Source organism: Nonomuraea sp. B10E15 (assembly GCF_039871615.1).
Classification (GTDB): Bacteria; Actinomycetota; Actinomycetes; order Streptosporangiales; family Streptosporangiaceae; genus Nonomuraea.
Genome location: NZ_JBDPMB010000001.1, coordinates 573,355 through 587,828 on the forward strand (window position 1 = coordinate 573,355; position 14,474 = coordinate 587,828).

General features: G+C 70.9%; 12 protein-coding genes and 2 pseudogenes. 7 read left to right on the forward strand and 7 right to left on the reverse strand.

Annotation, left to right across the window (positions count from 1 at the left end):
• The first annotated feature begins 18 nt into the window (after positions 1 to 18).
• Positions 19 to 474 (forward strand): hypothetical protein, encoded by a 456-nt coding sequence (locus ABGB14_RS02685; RefSeq protein ID WP_347641893.1) that lies wholly within the window; start codon positions 19 to 21, stop codon positions 472 to 474.
• A gap of 78 nt (positions 475 to 552) precedes the next feature.
• On the opposite strand, the gene ABGB14_RS02690 is transcribed toward ABGB14_RS02685, so the two are convergent.
• The 4 genes from ABGB14_RS02690 to ABGB14_RS02705 form a co-directional block, all read right to left on the reverse strand.
• Positions 553 to 771, reverse strand: a complete 219-nt coding sequence (locus ABGB14_RS02690) for a hypothetical protein (protein WP_347641894.1) — start codon at positions 769 to 771, stop codon at positions 553 to 555.
• A 587-nt stretch (positions 772 to 1,358) separates the two neighbouring features.
• A complete protein-coding gene (locus ABGB14_RS02695; RefSeq protein WP_347641895.1) occupies positions 1,359 to 1,760 on the reverse strand; it encodes a helix-turn-helix transcriptional regulator in 402 nt (133 codons plus the stop codon).
• Positions 1,761 to 2,185: 425 nt separating this feature from the next.
• Positions 2,186 to 3,325 carry an acyl-CoA dehydrogenase family protein gene (locus ABGB14_RS02700; protein WP_347641896.1) on the reverse strand — a complete coding sequence of 380 codons (1,140 nt, stop codon included), beginning with the start codon at positions 3,323 to 3,325 and terminating at the stop codon, positions 2,186 to 2,188.
• A 2-nt stretch (positions 3,326 to 3,327) separates the two neighbouring features.
• Entirely contained in the window at positions 3,328 to 6,723 is a 3,396-nt protein-coding gene (locus ABGB14_RS02705) for an indolepyruvate ferredoxin oxidoreductase family protein (protein WP_347641897.1), read from the reverse strand.
• A gap of 154 nt (positions 6,724 to 6,877) precedes the next feature.
• Here ABGB14_RS02705 and ABGB14_RS02710 point away from each other — a divergent pair, with 154 nt between their 5' ends.
• Positions 6,878 to 7,378 carry an Lrp/AsnC family transcriptional regulator gene (locus ABGB14_RS02710; protein ID WP_132508840.1) on the forward strand — a complete coding sequence of 167 codons (501 nt, stop codon included), beginning with the start codon at positions 6,878 to 6,880 and terminating at the stop codon, positions 7,376 to 7,378.
• Here the strand turns inward: ABGB14_RS02710 and ABGB14_RS02715 are convergent.
• On the reverse strand, positions 7,339 to 8,505 hold the full coding sequence (locus ABGB14_RS02715) for a hypothetical protein (protein WP_347641898.1): 1,167 nt from the start codon (positions 8,503 to 8,505) through the stop codon (positions 7,339 to 7,341). The two genes, ABGB14_RS02710 and ABGB14_RS02715, sit on opposite strands and share 40 nt — an antisense overlap.
• Positions 8,506 to 8,698: 193 nt before the next feature.
• Here ABGB14_RS02715 and ABGB14_RS02720 point away from each other — a divergent pair, with 193 nt between their 5' ends.
• The 3 genes from ABGB14_RS02720 (at position 8,699) to ABGB14_RS02730 (ending at position 11,206) form a co-directional block, all read left to right on the forward strand.
• On the forward strand, positions 8,699 to 9,451 hold the full coding sequence (locus ABGB14_RS02720) for a class I SAM-dependent methyltransferase (RefSeq protein ID WP_347641899.1): 753 nt from the start codon (positions 8,699 to 8,701) through the stop codon (positions 9,449 to 9,451).
• Positions 9,452 to 9,536: 85 nt separating this feature from the next.
• Positions 9,537 to 10,130, forward strand: a complete 594-nt coding sequence (locus tag ABGB14_RS02725; protein WP_347641900.1) for a hypothetical protein — start codon at positions 9,537 to 9,539, stop codon at positions 10,128 to 10,130.
• Positions 10,131 to 10,309: 179 nt separating this feature from the next.
• The gene (locus ABGB14_RS02730) at positions 10,310 to 11,206 is read left to right on the forward strand and encodes a CPBP family intramembrane glutamic endopeptidase (RefSeq protein ID WP_347641901.1); all 897 of its coding nucleotides are present in this window, start codon (positions 10,310 to 10,312) and stop codon (positions 11,204 to 11,206) included.
• Positions 11,207 to 11,592: 386 nt separating this feature from the next.
• On the opposite strand, the pseudogene ABGB14_RS02735 reads toward ABGB14_RS02730, so the two are convergent.
• Positions 11,593 to 11,685, reverse strand: a pseudogene (locus ABGB14_RS02735) (transposase); the annotation flags it as partial.
• An 85-nt stretch (positions 11,686 to 11,770) separates the two neighbouring features.
• Between ABGB14_RS02735 and ABGB14_RS02740 the strand changes: the two are divergent.
• Entirely contained in the window at positions 11,771 to 12,940 is a 1,170-nt protein-coding gene (locus tag ABGB14_RS02740) for a transposase (RefSeq protein ID WP_347643114.1), read from the forward strand.
• A gap of 387 nt (positions 12,941 to 13,327) precedes the next feature.
• A pseudogene (locus tag ABGB14_RS02745) lies at positions 13,328 to 13,435 on the forward strand (restriction endonuclease); the annotation flags it as partial.
• Positions 13,436 to 13,521: 86 nt separating this feature from the next.
• Here the strand turns inward: ABGB14_RS02745 and ABGB14_RS02750 are convergent.
• The gene (locus tag ABGB14_RS02750) at positions 13,522 to 14,373 is read right to left on the reverse strand and encodes an alpha/beta hydrolase (protein ID WP_347643115.1); all 852 of its coding nucleotides are present in this window, start codon (positions 14,371 to 14,373) and stop codon (positions 13,522 to 13,524) included.
• Between the last annotated feature and the right edge of the window lie 101 nt (positions 14,374 to 14,474).

The window sequence follows — 14,474 nt, forward strand, 5'->3', positions numbered from 1 at the left end:
GCCGAGCAGGAGGCGCACGTGGCGATGCCGAAGAAGGGCTCGCGGCTCATCACCGTCGATGGCACCGTCTTCCGCTGGCGGGTCCGCCACAAGCCGACCTACTGCCAGGGCAACGGCTGGACCCCGCTCCGCTTCGCCGTCGAGCGAGCCGACGATCCGGGAGGCGTTCTAATAGTGTCACTTCCCTGCGCCCGGCCGGACAACTGGCTGGGGGAGCGAACCATCGCGATCCGTCCCGTCCTCGTCGCCGGATGCATCAGGAGGGCCCGCGACCAGGGATGGAACCCGGAGCAACCGGGCTCACCCTTCACCCTCACCGTCGCCGAGGACGACCTGGCCGCGCTCCTGGGCGAAGCCCCTCACTACCTGGTCCCGTTCCTCTGGGGCATGATCCCGGAAGGCGGCGGCATCGAAGACCTCTCTCGATGCACTCAGATTCGGGGTCAACAGGAACCGAGCACCAACAGTCTCTGATCCTTTCGGGGTCTTTGCCCTGATCGCGCCACAGGGCAGGGGTAAGAGCGGTCCGCGCTCGACACGTGAGCCGTCCGATCACTTGGAGCGCATGACCCGTTCGATCACGAGGACCCCGACCAGCCAGAAGGCCGCGTATGCCAGGGGGCGCATCGTCAGGTAGATCACCGTGATCTGTCCTGGATCCTCGAAGAAGTAGTCGATGGCGAGATCGACCAGAAAGAAACCCGCGACGACGCAGGTCCAGGCCAGCCAGGCCACCCGTGCCTCACGGCTCCATCCCTTGGGGCCGATCATCTCGACGAGCAGATCTTGTCGACTACGCAGTCAAGCGGCACGTCTCCGCCGCTCGTACACCTTGATCGGCTTCCAAGGGCGTATGCCGGCAGCGGTCCGTTACCCGACGTTAGAACCTGAGATGCGAGCCTCATCTGTTTTTCCCTGTCGTGCACCATTCGTAGGTGCTTCGGCTCTGACGACGAAGCTCACGGAAGCGACCTCGACATCGTTCGCCGCCAGGCTCCACTCATAGACATGGCCAGCGGTTAGAGGCAACGGTGGAATGGGGATGGCGAAGCTAACGTTCAACGGGACTCGCCTCGCCACGGGTTCCGCCTGATCGATGTCAGGTGCGAACTCTCCGCTGAAAGAAAGCGCCCCGTCTCCCTTGGTGAAGGGGCGGACGGGCTGTCCCTCCTCGTCTTGCAGGCGAACAACGAAGCGGATTTTCTGTCGCACTTCCTCCCATGGAGCTCGCAAGAAGCCGACAACGGCTGCCATCGGCACCGTAGGCCCTGTTACAGACCAACCCGCTCCGAGTACGTTGATCTTCCCGGTCGCCGCGTCTGTACTCGCGGCGTCACTCAGGACAAGAAAACCTTCTATCACGAGGCAGCCCTTTTCAGCTCCAGCGCTCCCGCCCCACAGGTGAGGGCTCCATCAATGACCCCTGCGGGCCCATGCATAACGACGCGGGCAGCGGCCGATGTGGTGTCAGGGACTACGTCGGGTGTCTTCACGACGTGACACACTTCGGCGCCGATCGCGAATGCGTAGCGGCGGATCGTGGACATGCGAGGATCTCCGCCAACCCGTTCAAAGTCTGACACGGCGGGCTGACTGCGCCCCATCTTCGCGGCCACGTCAGCCTGCGTCAGACCGAGTTGCTTGCGCACTCCGACCAGGGTCTCGATGAGACGCATGTCTCGCTCGACTGCTGCGCTTTCACGCTGAACCTCGGGGTCGTCTGAATCGATGCCGAGCAGTGCGGCGATGTCGCGGTCCACGCCTACCTCCCCTTATCGGGTCTACCTTATATTCTGCTTCGCCATTCGGCTGGCCGATCCCGGGCGGTCTCGATGGCCCGTTGCTGGGCTCCGTTGCTGCCCTTCTTGTGAAACTTGAGGCCGAGCAGTAGGTGCTCACCATCTGTAAGCACGGCGTAGTGCAGGCGGTACTCGTTGCCCCCGTAGCTGAGGCGAGCCTCACTGAGACCCTTACCCAGGGCCCTCACATCCCGATCCATCACCCTGTCGTGCTCGATCCGCCACATCAGGTGGCCCAACTCGATGAGAGAGGGCTTGCCTTGTAAAACCTCATGGATCTCTTTGCTGGCGACTTCAGCGCCGGAGGGGGTGGTGGTGTACCACTGCCGCGTAGCTGGCGAATCCCGCCTCCCTTCACAAGGAAGCGGGTCTCCGCATTTCGGACGCTACTTGGCCAAGTGCCTGCTGATCACCATTCGCTGGATCTGGTTGGTGCCCTCGAAGATCTGCATGATCTTGGCCTCGCGCATGTACCGCTCGACCCTGAACTCCCGCGTGTACCCGTACCCGCCGAACACCTGCACCGCGTCCGTCGTCACCTTCATCGCCGCGTCCGTGGCGACCAGCTTGGCGACGCTCGCCTGCCGGCCGTACGGCAGCCCCGCGTCGCGGCGGCGGGCCGCGTCGAGGTACGTCGCCCGCGCGCTGTCCACCCCGGCCGCCATGTCGGCGAGCAGGAACCCGAGCCCCTGGTGGTCGATGATGCGCTTGCCGAACGTCTGCCGCTCCTTGGCGTAGGCGACGGCCTCGTCGAGCGCGGCCTGGGCGAGGCCGGTGGCGCAGGCGGCGATGCCGAGCCGGCCGGAGTCGAGGGCGCTGAAGGCGATCTGCAGCCCCTGCCCCTCCTCGCCGATGAGCCGGTCGGCGTCCAGGACGGCGCCGTCCCAGTGGGCGCTGGTCGTGGGGACGGCGTGCAGGCCCATCTTCTCCTCGGGGCGCCCGAACGAGAGCCCTTCGGCGGTCCCGGGGGCGAGGAAGCAGGAGATGCCGCGCGACCCCTCACCGGTGCGGGCGAACAGGGCGTAGAAGTCGGCGATGCCGCCGTGGGTGATCCACGCCTTGTTGCCGGTGATCCGGTAGCCGGTCTCGACCCGCTCCGCCTTGCAGGTGAGGGCGCCGGCGTCGGATCCGGCCTGCGGCTCCGACAGGCTGTAGCCGCCGACGACGCGTCCCGCCAGCATGTCGGGCAGCCACCGCTCGCGCTGCTCGGGCGTGCCGTAGGCGTGGACGGGGAAGCAGGCGAGGGTGTGCACGCTGGTCGCGACCGCGACGGCCGCCCACCGCATCGCCAGCTCCTCGATGACCTGCAGGTAGACCTCGTACGGTTGCCCGCCGCCGCCCAGTTCCTCCGGGTACGGCAGCCCGAGCAGCCCCGCGCCGCCCAGCGTGGCGAACAGCCCGTCGGGGTAGGTCTCGGCGCGTTCGTGCTCGTCCACGCGGCGCGCGAGCTCCTTGTCGGCGATCTCGCGCGTCAGGTCGATGAGGTCCTTGGCGTCCTGGTCGGGAAGCAGGCGGTCGACGGTCACGGTCACTCCTGGGTCGGGGCGGGCTCGTCCAGCCGCGCCAGGGCGGTCCTGGCGCGCTCGCGGAAGTCGGCGACCCGGGCGAGCTTGATGTCCTCGTACCCGCGGATCAGGTCGGGCAGGCCCGCGATCTCGGTGACGGCGGCGGCCGTGCCGGGGGTGAGCCGGGACAGGGCGGCGCGCACCAGATCACGATATTCGGTGACGAGCGCGCGTTCGACGCGGCGTACCTCGGCCTGGCCGAACACGTCGAGCGCCGTCCCGCGCAGCACCCGCGCGGCCCGCAGCCCGCGGAACAGCACGGGGGCCGAGCGGCGCAGCCTGATCTTGCGCTTCATGCCCATCGCGCGCAGCAGCGGCGGGTGCAGCAGCACGGACACGGCCGCGTCGGCGCCGAACTCGCGCTCGCGCCGCTCCTGCTCGGCCGGGTCGAGGTGGAGGCGGGCGACCTCGTACTCGTCCTTGTAGGCCATGAGCTTGTGCAGGCCGCGGGCGTAGGCGAGGGCGATCTCGGTGCCCGCCTGCTTGCCGGCGCGCTGGACCGCGGCGGCGCGCACCCGGCGCACGTCCTGGGCGTACGTGCGGGCGTACGTCGCGTTCTGGTAGCCGGTCAGGTCGGCGGCGCGCGCGGCCACCACCTCGTCGAATCCTTCCGGCACGGGCGGGGGCGCCGTGATCTCGCGCACCGCGGCGGGGTCGGACACGGCGGTGCGGCCCCAGCGGAAGGCGGCGAGGTTCTGCTCGACGGAGGCCCTGTTGAGGGTGATGGCCCGCTCGATGGACGCGGCCGAGACCGGCAGGCAGCCGAGCTGGTAGGCGGCGCCGAGCAGCAGCAGGTTGGCCGGCATGTGGTCGCCGAACAGGACGTCGGCCAGCTCGTGGGCGGCCACGCACTCGACGGCCTTGACGGCAGGCTCGACGCGGGCGACCGCGCCGGCGTGTCCAGGCACCGGCGCGCGGCCGGTCACCATGGCGGCGGTGGGCACGACGGAGGTGTTCAGCACGGCGATGGTGCGTTCGGGCGCGGCCACGGCGAGGTTGGCGTCGGCCGCCGCGCCGAGCAGGTCGAACCCGATGAGCACGTCGGCCATGCGGTGCGAGGCGCGTACGGAGCCCGCGAGCGGGCGCGGCGAGATCCGCACGTCGCTGACCACGGGCCCGCCCTTCTGCGCCAGCCCGGTCTGCTCGAGCCCGGCCGTGTGCAGGCCGTCGAGGTGCGCCGCCATCTGCAGGATCTGCGAGACGGTGACGACGCCGGTGCCGCCGATGCCGGGCATCCTGATGAGCACGTCGTCGCCCACCCGGACGGCGGGCTCCGGCGGTTCGGCGGGCGGCGCCGGAGCCTGGTGCGGCCGCCTGGTGCCCGGCTCGACCAGCAGGAACGACGGGCAGTCGCCCTTGAGGCAGCTCAGGTCGGTGTTGCAGGACGCCTGGTGGATGCGGGTCTTGCGGCCGTACTCGGTCTCGACCGGCTGCACGGACAGGCAGGTCGAGACGTCGCCGCAGTCGCCGCAGCCCTCGCAGACCCGCTCGTTGATCACGACCTTCTCGGTGGGCGTGGGCAGCTTGCCGCGCTTGCGCAGCCGCCGCTCCTCGGCGGCGCACCGGTCGTCGTGGATGAGCACGGTCACGCCGTCGAGCGCGGCCAGCTCCTTCTCGACCTCGGGCAGGTCGTCGCGGTGCCGTACGGATGCGATGGGCGCCAGCCGCACCCCGCGGTACGTCTCCGGCTCCGGCGTGGTGACCACGACGCGGCGTACGCCCTCCAGCGCCAGCTCCCGCGTGAGCGTGGGCACGTCGAGCCGGCCCTCCGCGCGCTGCCCGCCGGTCATGGCGACGGCGTCGTTGTAGAGCAGCTTGTACGTCATCGTCACCCCGGCGGCCACCGCCGCCCTGATCGCCAGCGAGCCGGAGTGGTGGAAGGTGCCGTCGCCGATGTTCTGCACGAAGTGCCGGTCCTCGGTGAACGGCGCAAGCCCGATCCACTGGGCGCCCTCGCCGCCCATCTGGGTGATGCCGACCTGGGTGCCGCGCCCGTGCCCGTCCAGCGCGATCATGGCGTGGCAGCCGATGCCGACGCCGACGAGCGTCCCGTCGGAGGTGCGGGTGGAGGTGTTGTGCGGGCAGCCCGAGCAGAAGTACGGCGTGCGCGCGGCGACCAGGGGGAGCAGGGGGCGCGGTTTCTTCGCAGCCGGGCCGGTGGTGACGGAGGCCCGGGGCAGCCGGCCGGGGTCCAGGCAGGCGACCAGGGCCTTGGCGACGTCCTCGGCGCTCAGGGTGCCGCGGGCGCTCAGCAGCTCCCTGCCCAGCACGGCCGGCACCCGGTCGCGGCCGTACAGGGCCTGCTTGAGCTGCCCCTCCAGGAACGGCACCTTGTCCTCGACCACGAGTACCCGGTCGAGGTCGGACGTCATCGCGGCCAGCTCGGCGTGGTCGAGCGGGAACGGCATCGCGAGCCGGATCAGCCGCAGCCCGGCGTCGTCCAGGGCGGACCGGTCGAGGCCCAGGTCGGCCAGCGCCCGCAGGACCACCGCGTACGTCGTGCCGGACGCGACGATCCCCAGCGCGGTGTTGCCCTCGCCGGCCATCACCCGGTTCAGGCGGTGCGTACGGGCGTAGGCGCGGGCCAGGTCGAGGCGGCGGGTCAGCAGGTCGTGCTCGGCGTCCAGCGCCGCCGCGCCCAGCAGGATCGGGGACGACGCGCGGGCGGCGCGGTCCGGGAACGGGATGTGCTCGCGCAGCGGGCCGAGGTCGACCGTGGCGGACGCGTCGGCGATGTCGGCCACGATCTTCAGCCCGGCCCAGAGCCCGGTCGCGCGCGACAGGGCCACCGCGTGCAGCCCGAACTCGATGATCTCGGCGATCGAGCCGGGCGCGAGCAGCGGCATGGCCAGGCTCTGGCACATCGGCTCGCACGTGCTGGGCAGCGTGGACGACTTGCAGCCGGGGTCGTCGCCGATCCAGGCCACCGCGCCGCCGAGCGGGGCCGTGCCCGCCGTGTTGGCGTGCCTGATGGCGTCGGCGGCCCGGTCGAGGCCGGGGTTCTTGCCGTACCAGAAGCCCGTCACGCCCTCGTGGCGGCGGCCCGGCACCTGGTCCAGCAGCTGCGTGCCGGCCACCGCCGTGGCCGCCAGCTCCTCGTTCAGGCCCGGCTTGAACACCACGCCCATGTCGTCCAGGAACCGCGACGCCCGCCCCATCTCCAGGTCCACACCGCCCAGCGGGGACCCTTGGTAACCGGACACGAACGCCCGCGTGTCCAGCCCGCGCGCCCGGTCGAGCCTGCGCTGCTCCAGCGTCAGGCGGACCAGCGCCTGAACGCCGGAGATGAGCACCCGGCCGTCGAGCGCCGCGTACTTGTCGTCGAGTGACACGGGGGCGGGAGTCTCGCTGGGGCTCATGCGGACCTCCTGGCTTCGTACGTGGGATCCCCAGCACAGCAATGCGGCACACGATGCGCAAGTATGAGATGAGAAAGCACGCGTAAGACGCAAACAATGTACGTCAGCATGCCTCATGTCCGAAGATGTTTGCGCCCAGGGGGAAGGTTCTCGCATGCCCGACGTCGACGACATCGACCACCAGGTGCTGCGCCTGCTACGGGAGGACGGGCGCAGGACGTTCTCCGAGATGGCCGAGCGGGTCGGCCTGTCCGTCGCCGCCGTCAAGCGGCGCGTCGACCGGCTCAGGGACCTGGGCGTGATCACCGGGTTCACCGTGCAGATCGACTACGCCAAGCTCGGATGGGGCATCGAGGCGTTCACCGAGCTGCGCTACCCCGGCACCACCCCGGTCAGCGAGATCGTCCGCACGGCCACCGACGTGCCCGAGGTGCAGGAGGTCTTCACGATCGCCGGCGACCCCGACGCGCTGATCCACGTACGGGTGCGGGACCTCGGGCACCTCCAGCAGGTCATCGACAGGCTGCGCAGGGCCGGCGACGTGACGGGCACGAAGACGCTGCTCGTGCTCGGGACGTGGACGCGCGACGCGCTGGCGCCGCGCAGCGGCTGGAATCAGGGCATCCCGCTGGCCCGGTCGCGGCGGGAGAAATAGCGTACGAGCAGGCCGATCGCCAGCAGCACCGCCGTCCCGAGACCGAGCACCCAGATCGACACGCCGGTCATGGGGAGCGGTCGCGGGTCTTCGAGCCCTTCCGCGCGCGGCGCCCGGCCGTGCGCCGCGGATCGGTGCTCGTGCCGGCCCGCCCGCTCGCCGGGGGCGGCCGCGCGCGGCTCGGGCCTCGGCTCCGGGTCCTCGACCTTCGACGGCTGAGCGGCAGGGGCCGGCTCGTCGGGGGCGGGCCCGTCCGTGGTGGCCGCCCGTACGGGTTCCACGGCGGTGGAGGTGCAGGAACGGTTGTTCGCGGTGTTCGCCTCGTCGCCGTCGGCGCTGACCGTGGCGCAGTTCCTGACCAGACCGGGCTCGCCGGGCGCGAGGGTGAACATGAACGTCCTGCGCTCCGACGGCGCGAGCGTGCCGAGGGGGCAGACGAGGGCGGGCCCGCCTCCAGGGCACTCCGGCGGGCGGTCGGCGATCGTCGCGCCGCCGCCCGGATGGCGCACCGTCACGCCGGTCGCCGGCGTGAGCCCCTCGTTGACGACCGTCACCGCGTAGGCGATGGCGCCGCCGGCGGTGAGCGTCGCCGCCTTGGTGATCGTGACGTCGGCCCTGGCGGCCCTGGCCTCGGTGACCAACTGCGCGGAGTCGCCCTGCGCGCCCGACGCGGAGACCTCGGCCCGGCTGGACAGCGCCGTGCCGTCGGAGAGTTCGGGGTCGATCACGACAGGGAACGCACGCGTCACGCTCCGGCCCGCCGGGATCGTCAGGGCCGGCCCGCCGCAGGTGATGGTCCGGCCGTTGAGGACGCAGCCGTCGGGGAGAGGGCCGGGGGCCACGTGCTCGTCGAGGGTGCCGGTGATGGTCACGGCCTCGGCGGCCGTGTCGCCCGCGTTCGTGACGGTCACCGTGTAGACGGCCTGACCGCCGATGACCAGCGGGTCGGGAACGGCGGCCTGCCCGATGCGCAGGCTCGCCGACGGTGGTTCGCTCGCCCAGGGCGGTCCGCCCACCCCCGGTCCGCCCGCCGCTGATCCGCCCGCCGCTGATCCGCCCGCCACGGCCGGAGCGGCTGCGCCGCCGCCCAGCGCGGCCAGCGCGATGACCGCCGCCACCCGGGCCATGCCCATCTCCTACCCCCGCGTTGACCGCCGTGCCTGCTCGACCCCGGAGCCGATCTTTCTATCGGCCGCAGAGGCGGCGGCGGGCTGCACACCGGAATCATGCGCTGCCGTGGCACATTCTTTGCCGGGAGACCGTTCCGCGCTCGACGAACATCTCTCGGCCCGCCCCGCGGCGGCGCGTAGGGTCGGCGTCATGCCGAAGGCCGCCCGCTATGACGACGTCGCCGGCTTCTACGCGGCCGGCTGGCCCGACGACGTCGACGACCCCGCGTCCGTGCGCCTGCTCGACCTGCTGGGGCCGCTCGCGGGCCGCCGGGTGCTGGACGTCGCCTGCGGTCACGGCCGGATCAGCCGCGCACTCGCCCGCCGCGGGGCCGCTGTCGTGGGCGTCGACCTCTCGTCGGCGCTGGTCGAGAGGGCGCGGGAGGCCGAGCGCGAAAGCCCGCTCGGCATCGGCTACGTCCACGCCGACGCGACCGAGCCCGGCACGCTCGACGCGATCGAGCCCTCCGGGGTGGGAGCGTTCGACGCCGTGGTGTGCGCGTTCGGCCTGTCCGACATCGACGACCTCGAGGGCGCGGCCGCGACCGCCGCCCGCGGGCTCCGGCCCGGAGGTGTGTTCGCCTGCTCCCTCCTGCACCCATGCTTCCCCGGTGGGCAGGGCGTCTCCGGCTCCTGGCCGGGCGACGCCGGCTATCACGCGGAGGGCTGGTGGCGGGCCGACGGCGAGCGCTCGACCCTGCGCCGCCAGGTGGGCGCCAACCACCGCACGCTGTCGACGTACCTCAACACGTTGCGCCGCCACGGCCTGTGGCTGGACGAGATGGACGAGCCCGAGCCCGCCCGGGAGTGGGCGGCGACCCGCCCGGACGCCGCCAGGTTCCCCGTGTTCCTCGTCATGAGGTGTGTACGCCGTAGCCGGGCCCAGCCGGCGATATCGGCGTAGAGGGCCGCCTGCTGTCCGGTGTGCGGAGTGTCGCGATCGTGCGCAGCCGGGGCGATTCTTTCGTGAGCGGACGGAGGAGGCAGACGTGCGGCGGCTTCTGAGATGCATCGCGATGGTGGGGCTGCTGTCGTTGTTCACCGCTTCGGTGTCCGGCATCTCCTGGGCGATCACCGCCGGGCCGGACGGCGCAGGGGGAGGGGCACTGCCGGCGTTCGTCGTGGCTGCTCTCGTGGTGACGGGGGGATGGGTGGCCCTGCTGGCCAAGGCTGGGGCGCACCCCCTTGGCATGGTCGTCGCCGGGCTCGTCGCCCTGTTCTTCGCCGGTACCGTTCCGGCCGCGTTCGGCGAGCGGGCGCTGCACGAGCGCGGCCGGTTCACCACGTGCCGGGTCCTGGCCGTCACCGAGGAGGAGGGCTTCAACGGGGCCTCCGCCATTCACGTCCACCGGCTGGCCTGCGACGCCCTGGGCCCCCTTTCGATCACGAAGTCCGACCTCATCCTGCGGGTGAACCAGCGCGTCCGCGTGCACTATGACCCCGAGGGAGGGGTGGACGCGCGGTTGGCCGGTGACGGAGAGCCCGTGAGCGGTGTGGACGCCTCCGTGCTCGCCGGAGCCGAGCTCGGCCTGCTCACCCTCGCGTCCCTCGGCCTGATCGTGTTCGGCCGGCCCGACCCATGAGGCCGCGCCGCCCTTCATCGAGCGCCGGCAGCGGTCCTGGCCGTGGCAGCGAGATCGCCGTCCCTCGTGAGAGCTACCGCGATTGTTCGTCGCAGGGGGATGGAACGCCCCGCGCAGATCCCTAACCTCCGTGGGACCGCGGAAAACGCCGCGGGAACCTGATCGAGAGGATCGCGGTCGTGGCATCCACGGAGCACCAGGAGAACCCCCCTTCGCAAGCCGGCCTCTCCACGGGCCGGCGCCGGTTGCGCACGTTCCGCTTTCCCGTCCTGCTGGTCGCGTTGTTCGGCGTGATGGTGGCGACCGCCGGGATCAACCAGCTCGTCGCGCCCGTACCGGTGCTCGCCCTGCCGGTGGGGGCCGGCCTGGCCGTCGCCGCTCTGGCCTGCTACCGCCGGCTCTGCCGGATCGTCGAGCTCCGCCCGACCGTCCCCGAACTCGAGAAGGCGGGCAGAGGGTCGCAGCTGCTGCGCGGGACGCTGCTCGGGTCCGGCCTGTTCACCGTGCTGATGGCGCTGATCGCGGTGTTCGGCGGCTGGCAGGGCGTGTCCTGGGGTTCCTTCGGCGGCTTCCTCGGCGGCGCGGGCATGATGGCGAGCGTCGCCGTCGCCGAGGAACTCCTGTTCCGCGGGGCCCTGTTCCGCATCATGGAGGAACGTGTCGGCAGCGTGATCGCCCTGGTCGTATCCACGCTGCTGTTCGGTGCGACACACTTGGTCAACGTCAACGCCACGCTGTGGGGCGCGCTCGCGATCGCCCTGACGGGCGGGGCCATGACGGCAGCCGCCTACATCGCCACCCGCTCGCTGTGGCTGCCCATCGGCCTGCACTTCGCCTGGAACTTCACCCACGCCGGGGTCTTCGGTGTCATGATCTCCGGATCGGACATGCCACCCCACGGCCTGCTGAACGTCACGCTCTCCGGCCCGTCCGCGCTGACCGGCGGCGCCTTCGGGCCCGAGGCCAGCCTGCTCGCCCTGCTGGTCTGCCTGGCGCCCACGATCGTGCTGCTGCGGCGGGCGGCACGTACCGGCCGGATCCGGCGGCGCCCCCGCCGCGCCAAGCTCCCCGCCTGACCGCTTCAGCAGTCGGCCCCCGCCGTCTCGAAGGTCCTCCCGTCGTTGATCTGGAGTGCCCCGATCCATTTACGGTCGCACGGATAACTGACGTTCCAGGTCCTGGTTATGCTCCGCCCCGCGAACACGGTGTACCACGTGGAGTCCCATTTGACGGTGCTTGTTTGGTTGCTCCTGTATCCGACGCGTGCGGTGACGGGCGACCCGCCCGTCTTGTTGTAGGTGACCCTGATGCGCTGCGGGCTCTGGAGCAGTGTGATGCAGACGGTTCCGTTCTTCAGCGTGATCTGGCGTGGAACCCCGGGCGTTTACGCCCGGGAGGAAACGACAGCGCGGGAGGGCCGCCAGGCCCGAGCGGTGCTCTGACAGCCGTCTGTGGGGGTGGCTCAGCCTGGCCGCTTCTGGTTCTCGATGTACTCCTTGGTGATCGACAGGGGTGGCCCGCCGCAGGACGCGGCGACATACGAGGGGGACCAGAGCCGGCTGTCCCACGGATAGCGGCGGATGTGGACTGGAAACTCCTTGCACAGCGCGGATATCGGGTTCGGGTTTCCCCGCGCTGTGATGTGGACCTTGATAGTGTGTTCGATTGTGAAACTGGTGGTGCAGGTGAAGCTGCTGCCGACGCCGCAGCAGGCGGCGGCGTTGGAGGCGACCCTGGACGCCGTCAACCGGGCGGCGAATCTGGTCGCGGCATTGGCGTTCCAGCGCCGCTGTTTCCGTAACTTCGATCTGCGCAGGCACGCCTACGATCAGGTCAAGGCGGAGTTCGGGCTGGCGGCCCAGGCCGCCCAGCATGTGATCAAGAAGGTGTGCGACGCCTATCGCACGCTGCACGCCAACCTGGCCGGGGGGAATCTGGGCAGGCCCGGATCCCCGCGCCGGGTCAAGGCCGAAGCCAAGCCGGTCTCCTTCCGGCCGCTGGCGGCTCAGCCGTATGACGACCGGTGCCTGTCCTGGCAGCATGAGGCGCGGACGGTGTCGATCTGGACGACCGGCGGGCGGCTGAAAGGGGTGGCCTTCACCGGCTCAGAGGAGCATCTGGCCCTGCTGGCCGCCCACCGCCGTGGCGAGTCGGATCTGGTGTGCCGGGACGGGATGTGGTTCCTGCACGCCACCATCGAGGTCCCCGACGTCCCGGCCGCCGCGCCGGAGGGGTTCTTGGGCGTGGACCTGGGCATCGCCGACATCGCCACCACCAGCGACGGCGTCCGGCGCAGTGGTAAAGGGCTGAACGCGGTGCGGCACCGGCATCGTGCATTGCGCCGCCGGTTGCAGGCCAAAGCCACCAAGTCCGCCAAGCGGCTGCTCAAGCGCCGTCGCCGCAAGGAGGCCCGTTTCGCGGCCGACACCAATCATGTGATCGCCAAGCAGATCGTGACCGAGGCGGAACGCACCGGGCGCGGGATCGCTCTGGAAGACCTCCAGGGCATCCGCGAGCGGGTACGGCTTCGCAAGCCCCAGCGGGTCACGCTGCATGGGTGGAGCTTCCACCAGTTGGGCGGCTTCATCGACTACAAGGCGGCCCGGGCCGGTGTTGCCGTCATCTACGTCGATCCGTCCTACACCTCACAGCAGTGCTCGCAGTGCGGGCACGTGGACCGGCGCAACCGGCCCGACCAGGCCACCTTCTCCTGCACGTCGTGCGGCTTCGCTGAGCACGCCGACGTCAACGCAGCCCGCAACATCGCCTCACGCGGTGAAACGGGCTGGGCAGTGAGTCACGCTGCCTAACGCGGACCAGACCGTCGAAGCCATCGACGGCGAGGAGCTGCAAGCTCGGTCGTTTACGGCCGAGAAGCTGACGGGCTCGCACTGCCTGGGCGGGGCGGCCAGGGCGCCCGCGCCGGCTTGCGCGGATGCCGCCGCCGGGGCGCAGGCGATCACCGAGCCGGCAACGGCTACGGCGGCCCCCAGAGAGGTGAGTCGGTATCGCATTCATGGTCCTTTCGATCGGGTGGTCCCGCTGAAATTCGAGGAGAATCGGTCGGCTCCCGCGCGTCCCCCTCAATGGCGACATGTTTGGCCCTGAGCTGTTTCCTCGGTGTTTCCAGGCGAGCCCAGGGGTCAAGGAAGGACATGGCCCGAGCTGGCGGGGCGGCCGGCCAGAGCGAGCACCATGTCCCGGGAAGACCGGGCCAGGGATCCCAGCCCGGCCTGGACGCGGTCGAACAGGACCACATCAGCTGGCACGGCCGTCGGGTCTTTCGCATACCAGCCCGCGGCTGAAACCGCTCGGCTGCCATTCCACGGACGGGGTCCAACCACGCCGGTGGCGGCCGCCCCGATGAAGGCGGCCGCCACCGGGCGAGGGGTCAGGAGCTGGGGCAGGTGTCGCGGTACTCCTCGATGGCGGGCCCGCTGGGCGGCGGGCACAGGAACTGCTCGTAGCGGGTGTCGTCGTCGACGAACCGCTTGAGCCAGGCCACCATCGACTTGGCCATCGTGGTGTCGGGAATCTGCGGGAAGAAGTGGCTCGCGCCGTTGAGCTCCAGGTACGCCTTCTCCGACGAGGACGGGATGCTCTCGTAGAAGCGCTCGGAGTGGCTGGAGACGGGGGCGATGCTGTCGCTCTCCCCGCCGATGATCATGGTGGGGACACGCACGCCCGACCAGCTCTTCGTCAGGTTCCACGGCGCGATCGGGACGGCCGCCTGGAGCGAGGACCGGTCGTCGGCGGCCTCCAGCGAGCCGCCGCCGCCCATCGAGTGGCCGGCCACGGCCAGCCTGGACGGGTCGATGCGGCCGCGGACCGTCGACGGGCTGTCCTCCACCAGGTAGTCGAGGGCCGCGAGGAGCTGGCGGCCCCGGCTGGCGGGCTGGTCGTAGATGGTGTTGGTCTCGATGCCGATCACCACGAAGCCGTGCGAGGCGATCCTCGGGCCGAGCCAGTCGAGGCTCGACCACCTGGCGGTGTAGCCGGGCGAGATGGCGATCGCCCCGAACGTGCCCTGGCTGGTGTCGTCCGGGTAGTAGATCTCTCCGCCGCCGAAGCCGCCGACCAGCGAGGAGACGCTCCGCTGGGACGTCGAGAACGGGCCGCGGCTCGCCTCGAGCAAGGCGTCCGTGGGGTCCGGGCCGCGCTCGTACGGGCCGGCCGCCTGGGCGGCGGGAGCGGCGGCGAGGCCGCCGGCGAGGAGTGCGAGGGTGAGGGCGAGCTTGGTCAACGTTCGCGCGCTGCGGTGGGGGGTGGTGAGCTGCACGTCGTCTTACTCCCTGCTCGAAGTGGGGGTGACTGCTGTCTGTCGCCATTGTTCGGATGCGGAGT